Annotated in this window: 14 protein-coding genes; 1 reads left to right on the top strand and 13 read right to left on the bottom strand. The window is 56.8% G+C overall.

Going from position 1 to position 14763, the window contains the following annotated elements:
* Positions 1 to 20: 20 nt before the first annotated feature.
* From AC097W_RS11595 to AC097W_RS11535, 13 genes are all read right to left on the bottom strand, one after another.
* Positions 21 to 2555: a motility hub landmark protein FimV gene (locus tag AC097W_RS11595; RefSeq protein WP_479602712.1), complete on the bottom strand. Its 2535-nt coding sequence runs from the start codon at positions 2553 to 2555 to the stop codon at positions 21 to 23.
* Positions 2556 to 2799: 244 nt separating this feature from the next.
* Positions 2800 to 3936, bottom strand: coding sequence for an aspartate-semialdehyde dehydrogenase (gene asd, locus AC097W_RS11590; RefSeq protein ID WP_479602711.1), 1137 nt, complete (start codon positions 3934 to 3936; stop codon positions 2800 to 2802).
* Positions 3937 to 4160: 224 nt separating this feature from the next.
* Positions 4161 to 5228 (bottom strand): 3-isopropylmalate dehydrogenase, encoded by a 1068-nt coding sequence (leuB, locus tag AC097W_RS11585; protein WP_479602710.1) that lies wholly within the window; start codon positions 5226 to 5228, stop codon positions 4161 to 4163.
* Between the two features lie 34 nt (positions 5229 to 5262).
* Entirely contained in the window at positions 5263 to 5913 is a 651-nt protein-coding gene (gene leuD / locus AC097W_RS11580) for a 3-isopropylmalate dehydratase small subunit (RefSeq protein ID WP_479602709.1), read from the bottom strand.
* Positions 5910 to 6041, bottom strand: coding sequence for an entericidin A/B family lipoprotein (locus tag AC097W_RS11575; protein ID WP_479602708.1), 132 nt, complete (start codon positions 6039 to 6041; stop codon positions 5910 to 5912). The genes leuD and AC097W_RS11575 overlap by 4 nt, the downstream gene beginning before the upstream one ends.
* Before the next feature lie 25 nt (positions 6042 to 6066).
* A complete protein-coding gene (gene leuC, locus AC097W_RS11570; RefSeq protein ID WP_479602707.1) occupies positions 6067 to 7530 on the bottom strand; it encodes a 3-isopropylmalate dehydratase large subunit in 1464 nt (487 codons plus the stop codon).
* Positions 7531 to 7649: 119 nt separating this feature from the next.
* Complete coding sequence (gltA, locus tag AC097W_RS11565) at positions 7650 to 8960, bottom strand: citrate synthase (protein ID WP_479602706.1); 1311 nt, start codon at positions 8958 to 8960, stop codon at positions 7650 to 7652.
* Positions 8961 to 8970: 10 nt separating this feature from the next.
* On the bottom strand, positions 8971 to 9255 hold the full coding sequence (locus AC097W_RS11560; RefSeq protein WP_479602705.1) for an FAD assembly factor SdhE: 285 nt from the start codon (positions 9253 to 9255) through the stop codon (positions 8971 to 8973).
* A 15-nt stretch (positions 9256 to 9270) separates the two neighbouring features.
* A complete protein-coding gene (locus tag AC097W_RS11555; RefSeq protein ID WP_479602704.1) occupies positions 9271 to 9975 on the bottom strand; it encodes a succinate dehydrogenase iron-sulfur subunit in 705 nt (234 codons plus the stop codon).
* 15 nt (positions 9976 to 9990) lie between these two features.
* Complete coding sequence (gene sdhA, locus AC097W_RS11550; protein ID WP_479602703.1) at positions 9991 to 11778, bottom strand: succinate dehydrogenase flavoprotein subunit; 1788 nt, start codon at positions 11776 to 11778, stop codon at positions 9991 to 9993.
* A gap of 28 nt (positions 11779 to 11806) precedes the next feature.
* Positions 11807 to 12172 carry a succinate dehydrogenase, hydrophobic membrane anchor protein gene (sdhD, locus tag AC097W_RS11545; protein ID WP_479602702.1) on the bottom strand — a complete coding sequence of 122 codons (366 nt, stop codon included), beginning with the start codon at positions 12170 to 12172 and terminating at the stop codon, positions 11807 to 11809.
* 56 nt (positions 12173 to 12228) lie between these two features.
* The gene (gene sdhC, locus AC097W_RS11540; protein ID WP_479602701.1) at positions 12229 to 12672 is read right to left on the bottom strand and encodes a succinate dehydrogenase, cytochrome b556 subunit; all 444 of its coding nucleotides are present in this window, start codon (positions 12670 to 12672) and stop codon (positions 12229 to 12231) included.
* A gap of 104 nt (positions 12673 to 12776) precedes the next feature.
* Positions 12777 to 13583, bottom strand: a complete 807-nt coding sequence (locus AC097W_RS11535; RefSeq protein ID WP_479602700.1) for a GntR family transcriptional regulator — start codon at positions 13581 to 13583, stop codon at positions 12777 to 12779.
* A gap of 190 nt (positions 13584 to 13773) precedes the next feature.
* Here AC097W_RS11535 and AC097W_RS11530 point away from each other — a divergent pair, with 190 nt between their 5' ends.
* The gene (locus AC097W_RS11530; protein WP_479602699.1) at positions 13774 to 14760 is read left to right on the top strand and encodes a malate dehydrogenase; all 987 of its coding nucleotides are present in this window, start codon (positions 13774 to 13776) and stop codon (positions 14758 to 14760) included.
* The last annotated feature ends 3 nt before the right edge of the window (positions 14761 to 14763 follow it).

Raw genomic sequence — 14763 nt, 5'->3', positions numbered from 1 at the left:
CCCGGCTCACCTGCAAGAAGTTAGCTGAGGTTGGCCAGCGCGCGTTGGGCTTTCACCCGCATTTCGCCACTGGACTCGGAAACCACTTCTTCGATCAGCGCCCGCGCACCGTCTTCATCCCCGATAGAGATGAATTCTTCTGCGAGGGCCAATTTGGTTTCCAGGGGATCGGCGCTGACGCTTTCGGGCGCCTGTGCCAGTTCATCCTCCGGGGTATCCAGATCAAGTGACAGCGAGTCAAGATCAAATTCCAGCATGCCGGCGTCGCTCTTGGTTATTGGCGCAGCAGCCACCGGCTCTACCGCCATCGTGTCAGTGGACTCGAAATCAGGGCGGTGCAGGTCATCACCGCTAGTGAAATCAATTCCGTCCATGGCCAGGGAGATTTCCGGCAGGTCAGCGGATGCGCTCAATTCAGCGGGCGCTGAAATGTCGAAGTCAAGGGGTATGGATGCCTCCTGGACAGGAGCCTCCATCTTGACGGTTTCGATATTTGTGCTGGCGCTCGCGGTTCCGCCTGTGACATCGCTGATCGCGCTGGCAGGCTCGTCGTCCAGCGAGAAGTCCAGGTCCAGGTCCAGATCAGAGGCGGGAGTGGGTTCACTGAGGTCTGCGCGAACCGATTGCGCTATGGTGCTGCTGCCAAAAGCGGAAACCACAGCGGCTGCCGCTACTGGGGCTTCAGCACTGAATGGAGTAGGGGCGCCACCGGGTTGATACATGGGGTTTGAGGGATCAATGCCCAAGCCCATTTCACAAATGCGCGTCCATTCAGGGCTATTGCTGCCGGTGAGCTTGTAGGCTTGCGCGGCCGATGCTTCGAAGCCCTTGGTGTCGCGGCGTTTGGCGAAAATCTCCAGCAGCTTGGTATGAATCGCCAGCCGACCGGGATTCGTAATCATGGCCTCTTTGAGGATTTCCTCGGCCTGGAGGTCGCGGCCATAGGCCAGATAAACGTCCGCTTCTGCCACTGGATCGACGTCGTCAGCCGCATCAAGCTGGCTGGCAGAGTAAACCATGGAAGAGCCGGTTGCACCACCATCATTGTTCGTGTCAACCCGCTGCCCACCGCTGGCTCCGAAGAAAGAGTCTGGTTGCAGCCGACTTTCCAGGAAGGAACTGTCGGTGTGCGACATGTCCTTCTGACGCTGGCGCATCCGCCAGAAGGCAAAACCTCCCAGAAGCGCAAGCAGGCCACCGGCGCCTGCCGGTAGCAGCGGATTCTCAAGCAGGTCGTCCACAATGCCTGGAGGTTCAACCGCAGGGACCACTGGGACAGCCTTTGGCTTAGCCGGAGCCGATGCGGACGCCATAGGAGCGGATGCTATCGGGGCAGGGGCGGAGGCAGTCGGCGCCATCGGGGCCGTTGCAACAACCGGAGCGGGTGTTGGCAGGGCTTTGGGCTCTGAAGCCGCCACAGTCGGCACAGCCGCGGGGGTAGGTGCCGTTGCTGCTCCGATTTTTTTCAGGTCGGCGACATTCTTGGCAATTTCGGCTGCACGCGCTGCAGCATCCTTGTCAGCACGCTCCTTTGCGATCTTTTCATCTTCAGCCTTGCTCTGGAGTGCACCTTTGGAAAGTGTCAATTTGTCTGGAGTGACTGCAGCAGGCTTCTTGTCCTCCACCTTGGCATCAATGGAGCCACCCGACTTGCGATCCGCTGCGCCAACGGCCTCGACCGGTGCGTTGGAGGCAAGGCTGCGGCGGAATTCATTGAAATCCTTGCTCTGCGCCACAACGGTTTGGGACGCTTCCCCTGTCGGGATGGATTGTGCTTGCTCAGCACTCGGCACACTCATCACCGAGCCTGAGCGGATGCGATTGATGTTGCTGTTGACGAAAGCGTCCGGGTTTGCGCGCAGAAGGGCTACGAGCATTTGATCAAGTGAAACGCCCGCTGGCTTCGTATTTGCTGCGATCTTGCTGGCCGTATCGCCATTTTTCACCACGACCTGCTTGGTCGAGTCGACCGGTGCTTTGGCTGGCGCTGTGGCAACAGATTTGGAAGGTTTGGCTATGGCAGCGCTTCGGCTTGGTTCACTTGCCGGGACGGGCGACTGCGCAGACGGTGCTCGGTTGCTTGTCGCTGGCGCTGCGACGATCTGGGGCAGGGTGGGTGCCACGGCCGCTCTGCGCAGCGCCGGCGGATCAAAAAGCATGGTGTAGTCACGCACGATCCGTCCTGAAGACCAACTGGCCTCAAGAATCATGTCAACAAACGGGTCGTTGATCGCTCGATCCGTGCTTATCCGGATGTATGCCCTGCCATCAGGTCGGCGTTGCAAGCTGGCCTGCAGCCCGGACATGGCTGGGTTGTACTCCAGACCTGCAGCAGTAAATGCCTCGGGTCCCGCAACCGAAGTTTTCAGCGATGCGGCTTCCTCCGCATTGATATCGGGAACGTCGATTTCGGCGCGCAAGGGCTCACCCAAGGCGGATTGAACCGTGATGCGTCCGAGCGATAACGCCAGTGCACCGGTTCCGGATAGTCCAAGTAGCGTAATGGCCGCCGCCGCAAGGGCGGTTTTTTGCCAACGATGTGACTTAGCAATCAATTTATAAGCCTCCGGTGCTCACGCGAGCCACAATTACTTCTTGCTTTTGGATGGCAAAAACCCAACCAAAAAAACCTAAAAAGTACCTTAACATCAATGTCTTAGCCTGACAAGCTAAGAAAGGTTTTAACTTGTAAGGCCTTGTTCCTGCGCTACCAGCAAAGGCGCTTTGTTGCCAAACGACAACGTTGCGAGTCACCTTGCCTTTGCCTCGTGCCAGGCTGCATAACGCGGTCAGTTGCCCTTAGGCCTCCAGCAAAACCCGAAGCATCCGGCGCAATGGTTCTGCGGCACCCCACAGCAATTGATCGCCAATCGTGAAGGCTCCAACGTACTCAGGGCCCATTGCCAGCTTGCGCACGCGACCGACCGGGATGCCCAATGTGCCAGTAACGGCCACGGGCGTCAGGTCGCGCATGCTGGCCTCGCGGTTGTTGGGGACCAGTTTGACCCATGCGTTGTCGCCGGCGATCAACGTCTCAATGTCCGCCAGGGGCACGTCCTTCTTCAACTTGAACGTAAGGGCCTGGCTATGGCAGCGCATGGCACCGATGCGGACGCAGAAGCCGTCAACGGGTGTTGCGACGGTGCCAAATGCCGGGCCTTGACCCAGTATCTTGTTGGTTTCTGCGCCGGCTTTCCATTCTTCCCGGCTCATGCCATCGCCCAAATCCTTGTCAATCCAGGGAATGAGGCTCCCGCCCAGAGGTACACCGAAGTTGGCGGTTTCTGCGGTGGTCAGGGATTGCTGCTTGGCCAGCACTTTGCGGTCAATCTCCAGAATCGCCGATTTGGGATCGTCCAGCAAGGCGCGGACTTCTGCGTTGATCGTGCCAAACTGGGTCAGCAACTCGCGCATGTGCTGGGCGCCGCCGCCAGAAGCCGCCTGGTAGGTCATGCTGGTCATCCACTCTACGAGTCCAGCTTTGTACAGTGCACCCACACCCATCAGCATGCAGCTCACGGTGCAGTTTCCACCGATCCAGTTGTTGCCGCCTTGGGTCAGCGCATTCTTGATCACCGGCATATTGACCGGGTCCAGGATGATGACCGCATCGTCGTTCATGCGCAGAGTCGATGCCGCATCAATCCAGTGGCCATTCCATCCCGCGGCCCGCAGCTTGGGGAACACTTCTGTGGTGTAGTCGCCACCCTGGGCGCTGATGACGATGTCGCAGCGTTTCAGGGCATCAATATTGAACGCATCTTGGAGCGTAGTTTCGTTTTTGGCCCATGCGGGGGCCTTGCCGCCGGCATTGGATGTGGAGAAAAAAACGGGTTCAATCAGGGCAAAGTCACCCTCTGCCTGCATGCGGTCCATGAGAACCGAGCCGACCATACCGCGCCAGCCTACAAGGCCTACCAGGTTTCCTGTTTTCATGATGTTGCCCTTCAAGATGTGTAAATTGTGAAAATTTCATCTGTCCGGCTCGTCTGGCCGGGAGGGCACGACGAACCAGACTGTGTCAGTCTTTAATGGTTGTCGTAGTGGTGGTCAAGGACTGCACCCATACATAGGCAGCCAACGCGCCAAGCCCCCCCGAAGGCGGGCAGTTGAAGCCGTAGGACAGTGCACAGTGCATTGGCAAATTGTAAGCGAAGCGATTACAGGGCCCTGACGACCGCATCACCCATTTCGCGGGTGCTGACACGTTGGGTGCCCGCGCTGAAAATGTCAGCAGTGCGCAATCCCTGGGCCAGTACTTTTTTGACTGCGTTCTCGATGCGCAAGGCGGCGTCTTCCTGATTCAGGCTGAAACGCAGCATCATCGCGGCGCTGAGAATAGTCGCCAGCGGGTTGGCGATTCCTTTGCCCGCAATGTCCGGCGCGCTGCCATGGCTTGGCTCGTAGAGACCCTGGTTGCTGGCGTTCAGGCTGGCAGAGGGCAGCATACCGATGGAACCGGTCAGCATGGCGGCTTCATCCGAGAGGATGTCGCCAAACATATTGCCGGTGACGACCACGTCAAACTTCTTGGGCGCGCGCACCAATTGCATCGCGGCGTTGTCCACATACATGTGGTCCAGTTCCACATCCGGGTACTGCTGGCCCACTTCGGTGACCACGTCTTTCCAGAACTGAAAAGTCTCGAGCACATTGGACTTGTCCACGCTGGTCACGCGTTTGCTGCGTTTGCGCGCTGCCTGGAAGGCCACATGGGCGATGCGTTCGATTTCGGGGCGTGAGTAGCGCATGGTGTCAAACGCTTCCTCGGCACCGGGAAAGTGGCCATCCACCGCCGTGCGGCGACCCCGCGGCTGCCCGAAGTAAATGTCACCAGTCAGCTCGCGGATGATGAGAATGTCCAGCCCGGCAATCAGCTCAGGCTTCAGGCTGGAAGCATCCACTAGCTGCTCATAGCAAATGGCGGGACGGAAGTTGGCGAACAGACCGAGGTTTTTACGCAGACCGAGAATGGCTTGCTCGGGCCGCAGGGGGCGATCCAGCGTGTCGTACTTCCAGTCACCCACTGCGCCGAACAGCACGGCGTCGGCTTCTTTTGCCAGTTTCAGGGTGGATTCGGGTAGCGGGTGTCCATGGGCTTCGTAAGCCGCGCCGCCCACCAGGGCGGTCTCCATCTCGATCGGAAGTCCCAGCACGTTCAACACTTTGACGGCTTCCGCCACAATTTCTGTCCCAATGCCGTCGCCTGGCAATACTGCAATTTTCATTTTGTCCTTGACTTGCTATAAAGTTGATAGCTGCTTACGCAAGCATCGTGTGGGCCAGCCACGGTTTTTGTGCCAAACGCTCGGCCTCGAAGGCTTTGATTTTGTCGGCATGCCGCAGGGTCAGGCCAATATCATCAAAACCGTTGAGGAGGCAGAATTTGCGAAAAGCCTGGACTTCAAAGGCAATTTCTTCGCCTTGGGGTTTGACGACCACCTGGCGCTCCAGATCGATGGTCAGGGTATATCCCGGGAAAGCCAGCGCCTCGTTGAAAAGCTGGTCCACCTGTGCCTCGCTGAGCACGATGGGCAGAATGCCATTTTTGAAACTGTTATTGAAAAAAATATCGGCGTAACTGGGGGCAATCAGGGCCCGAAAGCCATATTGCTCCAACGCCCACGGCGCATGTTCCCGTGACGATCCACAGCCGAAGTTTTTGCGCGCCAACAGAATGGAGGCACCCTGGTAGCGGGACTGATTCAGGACGAAGTCCGGATTGGGCTTGCGACTCGCGGGGTCCTGACCGGGAAAGCCTGCATCCAGATAGCGCCATTCGTCAAACAGATTCTGGCCAAACCCCGTGCGTCGGATGGATTTGAGAAACTGTTTGGGGATGATGGCGTCCGTATCGACGTTTTCACGGTCCATTGGCGCAACCAGACCCTTGTGTACTGTGAATTTGTTCATTTCTTCTTCACCACTTCTTCTATTTTTTCACCGGCTTTGTGCAGGTCTTGCCCCATACCTTTGACGGTGTTGCAGGCGGCAAGCAAAAACACGCTGGACAGGGCCATCAGCGCAATCAATATTTTCATTTGTATTCCTCTGGTCCAGTGCGATTCAGCTGAATTTCCGGACGTCAACAAAGTGACCATGAATGGCAGCCGCCGCCGCCATCGCCGGGCTGACCAGATGGGTGCGTCCACCTGCCCCCTGGCGGCCTTCGAAATTCCGGTTGCTGGTGGAGGCACAGCGTTCTCCAGGCTCCAGCCGGTCAGCGTTCATGGCAAGGCACATGGAGCAACCAGGCTCGCGCCATTCAAACCCGGCGGCCTTGAAAATTTCATGCAGACCCTCGCGTTCTGCCTGTTCCTTGACCAGGCCTGAGCCAGGCACCACCATCGCCAGCTTCACGTTCTTGGCCACTTTCTGGCCCAGTTTCTTCACTATGGCGGCCGCTTCGCGCATGTCTTCAATGCGGCTGTTGGTGCAGGATCCAATGAACACCTTGTCGATGAACAGGTCATCCAGCGCTTTACCCGGTTCGAGTCCCATGTAGACCAAGGCCCGCTCAATGGCACCGCGCTTTCCTGCATCTTTTTCCTTGTCGGGATCAGGAACCTTGCCATCGATGCCCAGCACCATTTCTGGCGACGTGCCCCAGGTCACTTGCGGCAATATTTGTGCCGCGTCCAGTTCCACTACGGCGTCGAAATGGGCGCCGGGGTCCGAGTGCAAGGTCTTCCAGTGGGCTACGGCCTGGTCCCATTCCACCGCAGCCGCGTCACCGCTGACGGCGCTGTGGCCCGGTGCCAGCGGACGACCGCGGACGTATTCAATGGTTTTCTCATCCACGGCGACCAGTCCCGCGCGTGCGCCGGCCTCGATGGCCATGTTGCAGACCGTCATGCGGCCTTCCATGCTCAGGGCGCGAATCGCTGAGCCACCAAATTCAATGGTGTAGCCGGTCCCGCCAGCGGTGCCGATTCGGCCAATGATGGCAAGCACAATGTCCTTGGCGGTACAGCCACGTTGCAGTGCGCCATCCACTTTCACCAGCATGTTCTTCGCTTTTTTCGCCAACAGGGTTTGGGTTGCCATGACATGCTCCACCTCGCTGGTGCCAATGCCGTGGGCAAGGGCGCCAAAGGCTCCGTGTGTGGAGGTGTGGGAATCCCCGCAAACCACCGTCATGCCCGGCAAGGTAGCCCCGTTCTCCGGCCCGATGACGTGGACGATGCCCTGGCGTTTGGACAAAAACGGAAAGTAGGCCGCCGAACCAAACTCACGGATATTGCTGTCGAGCGTAACGACTTGTTCCTTGCTGGTCGGGTCGGTAATGCCGTCGTATCCGCGATCCCACCCTGTGGTAGGCGTATTGTGGTCGGCTGTGGCTACGATTGAACTCACACGCCAAACCTTGCGACCCGCCTCACGCAAGCCTTCAAAAGCTTGCGGGCTGGTCACTTCATGAACCAGATGGCGGTCTATATATAAAACGGCCGTTCCGTCGTCTTCCGTATGGACGACGTGTTCTTCCCACAGTTTGTCGTATAAGGTGCGCCCGCTCGATTGTGATTCCATGTGTCCCATTCGGTAATTCCTTGGCAATCCTTGATTTTATGCGCCTTGCGCCCGGGTTGCGATGCAAACAAAACGCCCGCCGACGTTGCCGTCAGGCGGGCGATATGGTTTAGTGCAACTCAGCGCTGCGAAATAGGCTGCACGTCACGGCGAACCGATCCGGTAAACAACTGACGCGGACGACCGATCTTGTATTCTGGGTCGCCAATCATTTCGTTGAGCTGGGCAATCCAGCCAACGGTGCGGGCCAGCGCGAAGACTGCGGTAAACAGACCTACGGGAATGCCGATCGCGCGCTGCACAATGCCGGAGTAGAAATCCACATTCGGGTAGAGCTTGCGGGACACGAAATAGTCGTCTTCCAGAGCGATCTTTTCCAGAGCCATTGCCAGCTTGAACAGGGGATCGTTTTCCAGACCCAGTGCGGCCAGCACTTCTTTGCAGGTTTCCTGCATGAGCTTGGCGCGAGGATCGTAGTTTTTGTAAACACGGTGACCAAAGCCCATCAGCTTGACGCCGGAGTTCTTGTCTTTGACTTTTTCCATAAACTCGCCCACCTTGCTGATGCCACCCATTTTCTGGATGTCTTCGAGCATGTTAAGGCAGGCTTCATTGGCGCCGCCGTGGGCAGGGCCCCACAAACAGGCGACACCGGCAGCAATGGCGGCGAAGGGGTTGGTACCAGAGCTCCCGCACAGGCGAACCGTAGACGTGGACGCGTTTTGTTCGTGGTCGGCGTGGAGCACGAAAATACGATCCAACGCCCGCTCAATTACGGGGTTGACCACGTACTCTTCGCATGGTGTAGCGAACATCATGTGCAGGAAGTTGCCCGCGTAGCTCAAGTTGTTCTTGGGGTACATGTAAGGCTGACCGGCGCTGTACTTGTATGCCATGGCCACCAAGGTCGGCATCTTGGCTATCAAACGGATCGCAGAGATTTCACGGTGTTCCGGGTTATTGATGTCCGTGCTGTCATGGTAGAAGGCCGACAAGGCGCCCACCAGACCGGTCATGATGGCCATCGGATGGGCATCGCGACGGAAACCACGCAAGAAGAACTGCATCTGCTCATTCACCATGGTGTGATTGCTCACGCGCTTGACGAACGCTGTCTTGGAGGCCACATTTGGCAGGTTGCCGTACAGCAGCAGGTGGCAGGTTTCCATGAAATCGCAGTTGGTAGCCAGCTGCTCAATGGGGTAACCACGGTACAACAACTCGCCTTTGTCGCCGTCAATATAGGTAATAGCCGATTGGCATGAAGCCGTAGACAAGAAACCTGGGTCATACGTGAACATGCCGGTTTGGGCGTACAGCTTGCGGATGTCAACGACGTCCGGTCCGACGCTGCCCTGGTACACAGGCAATTCGACACTGGGGCTGCCGTTGCTGAACGACAGGGTGGCTTTGTTATCTGCTAATTTCATTTTCGACCTTTCAACGGGTTTCTCTCAACATACTTAAAACTTCTCGGACATCGTCTCGATCCAGACTGGTGTCGACCTGTGCAAGCGATTTCCGCGCCAGGTTGACGTCCAGCAAGTCGTTGTCACTCAAATCCATCAGCGCGTTCAATGCCGCGGCTTGGCCGACCGTTAACGAATCACTGAACCGATTGAAGAACCGCTCAATGAAGAGGTCGTTTTCAAGCAATCCCCGGCGACACCGCCATCTCAGCTTGCTCAAGCCTCGTTCATCCAGTAACTCTTCGTTCGCTTGCATAGATTGTCCTGACTCTCAGACTGTGCGCAAAACCATCATTTCCTTGATCTTGCCAATGGCCTTGGTGGGGTTCAGCCCTTTCGGACAGACATCCACGCAATTCATGATGGTGTGGCAGCGGAACAGGCGGTAAGGATCTTCCAAGTTGTCCAAACGTTCACCGGTGGCCTGGTCGCGGCTATCCGCCAGGAATCGATAGGCCTGCAGAAGACCCGCTGGGCCTACAAATTTGTCAGGATTCCACCAGAAGCTTGGGCAACTCGTAGAACAACTGGCGCACAAAATGCACTCATACAAGCCATTGAGCTCTTCGCGCTCTTCGGGGCTTTGCAGGCGTTCCTTTTCAGGCGGTACTGTGTCGTTGATCAGATAGGGTTTGATCGAGTTGTACTGCTTGAAGAACTGGGTCATGTCCACAATCAAATCGCGGATCACTGGCAGGCCAGGCAGAGGCTTGAGCACAATCTTGCCGGGCAAGGTCAGCATATTGGTCAAACAGGCCAAGCCGTTCTTGCCATTGATGTTCATGGCGTCGGAGCCACAAACCCCTTCGCGACAGGAGCGACGGAAGGAGATGGTCGGGTCCACGGCTTTGAGCTTCATCAGGGCGTCCAGCAACATGCGCTCGTGTCCATCGAGGTCGACCTCGATGTCTTGCATATAGGGCTTGGCATCCTTGTCCGGATCGTAGCGATAGATGGAGAAAGTGCGTAGAGTCATATTCAGTATCTCGCTTTAGAAGGTACGGGTTTTCAGTGGCACGGAATCAACAGTCAATGGCTTCATCTGCACGGGCTTGTACGACAGGCGGCTGCCCTCGCTGTACCAGAGCGTGTGCTTGTGCCAGTCGGTGTCGTTGCGTCCGTTCGGATGTTCCGGTGTATCGCCGTAATCATTCACGGAGTGCGCACCACGGCTCTCCTTGCGGGCGGCAGCCGACACGATGGTGGCTTGCGCAGACTCGATCAGGTTTTCGACCTCCAGCGCCTCAATGCGCGCGGTGTTGAATATCTTGGATTTGTCCTTCAGTCCAATCTTGTTGACGCGGTCGCGCAAGGCGGCAATCTTCTTCACCCCTTCGTTCATGGTGTCCTGGGTGCGGAACACGCCGGCATACTGCTGCATGGCCGCGCGTAAATCATTGGCCACGTCCTGCGCGTATTCGCCGTCCGTTGCATTGTCCAGCCGCGCCAGGCGAGCCTGGGTCTTGTCGGCAGCGTCGGCCGGCAATTCCTTGAAGCTGGTGCTCTTGTTGAATTCAACGATATGGTTACCTGCTGCGCGGCCGAATACCAACAGATCCAGCAGGGAGTTGGTTCCCAAACGGTTTGCGCCGTGCACGCTGACGCAGGAGCATTCGCCCACGGCGTAGAGACCATTGACCACCTGGCTCTTGTTGTCGGCGTCTTGCGTGACCACCTGGCCATGGATGTTGGTGGGAATGCCGCCCATTTGGTAATGGATGGTAGGCACCACGGGAATCGGCTCCTTGGTGATGTCGACATTGGCGAAATTATGGCCAATCTCGAACACCGACGGCAGACGTTTTTTGATGGTGTCGACGCCCAGGTGGGTCATGTCCAGGTTGATGTAGTCCTTGTTAGGGCCGCAACCACGGCCTTCCTTGATTTCCTGGTCCATGCAGCGTGAAACAAAATCGCGTGGCGCCAAATCCTTGTAGGCTGGCGCATAGCGCTCCATAAAGCGCTCGCCATTGCTGTTGCGCAAAATTGCACCTTCGCCTCGGCATCCTTCGGTCAGCAGCACGCCAGCACCGGCGACGCCGGTCGGGTGGAATTGCCAGAACTCCATGTCTTCCAGCGGGATGCCGGCGCGTGCCGCCATGCCCAAGCCGTCGCCAGTATTGATGAAAGCGTTGGTCGAGGCTGCAAAAATGCGACCCGCACCGCCTGTCGCGAGTAAAACAGTTTTTGCGTGCAGCACGTGCAAGTCGCCCGTTTCCATTTCAAGGGCCGTTACGCCGACGACATCACCCTCTGCATCACGGATCAGGTCCAGCGCCATCCATTCGACAAAGAAGCTGGTTTTAGCCTCCACGTTTTTCTGATACAGGGTATGCAGCATGGCGTGACCCGTACGGTCTGCCGCGGCGCACGCACGCTCCACTGCTTTTTCACCATAGTTTGCGGTGTGACCCCCGAACGGGCGCTGATAAATGGTGCCGTCCGGGTTGCGGTCAAACGGCATGCCCATATGCTCCAGGTCATAGACGACCTTGGGTGCTTCACGGCACATGAATTCGATGGCATCTTGGTCGCCCAGCCAGTCGGATCCTTTGACGGTATCGTAGAAGTGGTAATGCCAGTTGTCGTCGTTCATGTTGCCCAGTGAGGCTCCGATGCCCCCCTGCGCTGCAACGGTGTGCGAGCGCGTGGGAAACACTTTGCTCAGCACGGCAACATTGAGACCGGCGCGTGCCAGTTGCAGTGATGCGCGCATACCGGAGCCACCAGCGCCCACGATAACGACGTCAAATTTTCTTTTAGTAACGGAATAAGTCATGAATTAAAGCCTCAATCGTGCAGTGGTTTCAAAGGCGCCACAGGACTTGAATGGCCCAACCCGCGCAACCCACGAGCCAGACAATGGAAAAAACTTGTAGTGACAGACGCACGGAGACGGGCTTGATGTAGTCCATCCAGATGTCGCGGATGCCAATCCATGCGTGGTAAAGGAGGGCGATGATCACGCACAGGGTGATCACCTTCATCCATTGAGCCGAAAAAATTCCTGCCCATTTGTCGTAGCCGATGGGGCCTTTTGAAAAGATGACTTGCGCGAGGAGAATGATGGTAAAAATCGCCATCAAAGCTGCGGTCACGCGCTGGGCAAGCCAATCGCGCAGACCGTAATGTGCGCCCACAACGATGCGTTTGGAGCCGTAGTTAACTGCCATGGTGAATATTCCTCAATGAGTTACAACTGGATGGATGATTGATGCGCCGGGCTTGGTCAGTAAAGACCAAACAGCTTTGCGCCCAAAAGAATTGTCAGCCCGGTACCCAGAGCCAATGTGACGATAGCGGAGCTCTTGCCAAACTCTTTGCTGACCGCGTGGTTGATATCCATCCAGAGGTGGCGAACGCCTGCTATGAAGTGGTGCAGGTAAGCCCAGATGATGGCTAAAGCCACCAGCTTGATGAACCAGCCAGGAATAAGCCCGACTCCCGCAGTGAATACGCTGGTGAACCTGGCGAAAGAAATCTCAGACGAAACGGACGTGTCAAACATCCAGATGATGAACGGCATCAGGATGAACATGATGGCGCCACTGACCCTGTGCAATATGGAAACCCAGCCAGCCAGCGGCAACCGGTAGGAGGGCAGGTCTGTCAGCGCATTGATGTTGCGAAACTCAGGGCGTTTTGGGCGGGGAGAGGAACTAAGCTCAGTCATGTGTGGGCTTTCTTTGGAGGTAACTGTTTGTAATTATTGATGCGGTCGAGCAAAATTCTATTGCACTGCAGCAGGCTGACACTGTACTTGCAGTCAGCCATATTTCAATTTAGAGCATTTCGATAGTAGTGTGTGTCGGTCAAGTACAGGCCGCGTCGCATCTCCATGGGAGCATCGTTGTAGGTGTAAGCGATGCGCTCCACGCTTAACAATGGTGTCTGGGGTCCGATCATTAGCAATCCGCATTGCTCTGCATCGGGCAGAATGGCCCTGATTTTCTCTTCGGCGCGGACCATGCGCACGCCAAATTCGGTTTCAAACAGAGCATACATGGGGCCGTCATAATCGGTAAGTCGCTCAGCCGTAAGCCCTTTGAACGGCATGGCGGGCAACCACAGATCTTCAAGAATCGTGGGTACTGCCGAGAACGACAGTACCCGGCGCACCTGCAGCACCGCGTCACCCGACCGGATTGCCAGTGCTCGGGCAACGTCTGCGGATGCACGGGATTTCTTGCAATCGATGATCTGGCGTTGCGCCGGTCCTTCGCTGTTTGGGTCGCCGTTATCCGGAACGAGCTTTAGAAAACGATATTGAACCTGGTGTTCCGCATGGGTTGCAACAAAGGTGCCTTTACCCTGTCGGCGAATCAGCAGGTTTTCTGCCGCCAGTTCATCAATCGCCTTGCGAACGGTGCCCTGGCTCACCTTGTACCGTGCGGCAAGGTCGATTTCGCTGGGTATGGCTTCACTCGGCTTCCATTCGCCTGACTGCAGGCTTTTCAACATCAGCACCTTGATTTGCTGGTACAGCGGACTGAAGGCGGGTGTTGGCTGCGCCGTCGCCAGTGCGCCCGCATCCACCAGGTTGGTGGCGGCGCTGTTGCTGGGAAAGGGGGGCGTTGCAGACATAGAAAAGGGTTTTGGAGTCAGCTGCGAGTCAGTCTTGAAATTAACAACAATCATATCTTATATAAGACATAAGACAAGTTGACTTTGGCACAAATTCGGGGGTAAACTCGCTCGCATTCTGCGGGACTCAACCTTTCGCCTGGGTTCCCGGACAGTCGCCGTTTTTACAACACTTCCTGGAGTTATCACCATGAGCAAGAAGCCCGTTCGCGTTGCCGTCACTGGAGCCGCTGGCCAAATCGGATACGCCATTCTTTTCCGTATCGCCTCTGGCGAGATGTTGGGCAAAGACCAGCCAATCGTTCTGAGTTTGCTGGAGGTTCCCTTTGAGAAAGCCCAGCAAGCCCTGCAAGGCGTGATGATGGAACTGCAAGACTGCGCATTCCCGCTGCTGGTGGGTATGGAAGCCCATAGCGACCCGATGACGGCTTTCAAGGATGTGGATTACGCACTGTTGATCGGTTCACGTCCCCGTGGCCCTGGCATGGAGCGCGCTGAACTGCTCGCCGTGAACGCCGAAATCTTCACCGCACAAGGCAAGGCCCTGAATGCGGTGGCCAGCCGCAACGTTCGCGTCCTGGTGGTGGGTAATCCTGCCAACACCAACGCTTACATCGCCATGAAGAGCGCTCCCGACCTGCCACGCAAGAACTTCACCGCGATGCTGCGTCTGGACCACAATCGCGCCTTGAGCCAGCTCGCTACCAAGACGGGTAAAGCCGTTGCCGACATCGAGAAGCTGACGGTCTGGGGTAACCATTCCCCCACCATGTATGCCGATTACCGCTTTGCTACCGTTGGCGGCGCCAGCGTCAAGGACATGATCAATGACCAGGACTGGAATGCCAATACCTTTCTCCCCACCGTTGGCAAGCGTGGCGCAGCCATCATTGCTGCACGTGGCGTGTCATCCGCAGCGTCGGCTGCCAATGCTGCAATCGATCACATGCGTGACTGGGCGTTAGGCACCAACGGTAAGTGGGTCACCATGGGTGTTCCGTCTGATGGTCAATACGGTATTCCCAAGGACACCATGTTTGGCTTTGCTGTGACTTGCGAAGGCGGCGAGTACAAAGTGGTCGAAGGTCTGCTAGTGGATGCGTTCAGCCAGGAATGCATCAACAAGACCCTGAAAGAACTGCAAGACGAGCAAGCTGGTGTAGCCCACCTGTTGTAAACA

Source organism: Rhodoferax sp. GT1R46 (assembly GCF_056521285.1).
Note: the sequence above shows the minus strand (reverse complement) of the source record. Positions and strands in the feature narration are given on the sequence as shown.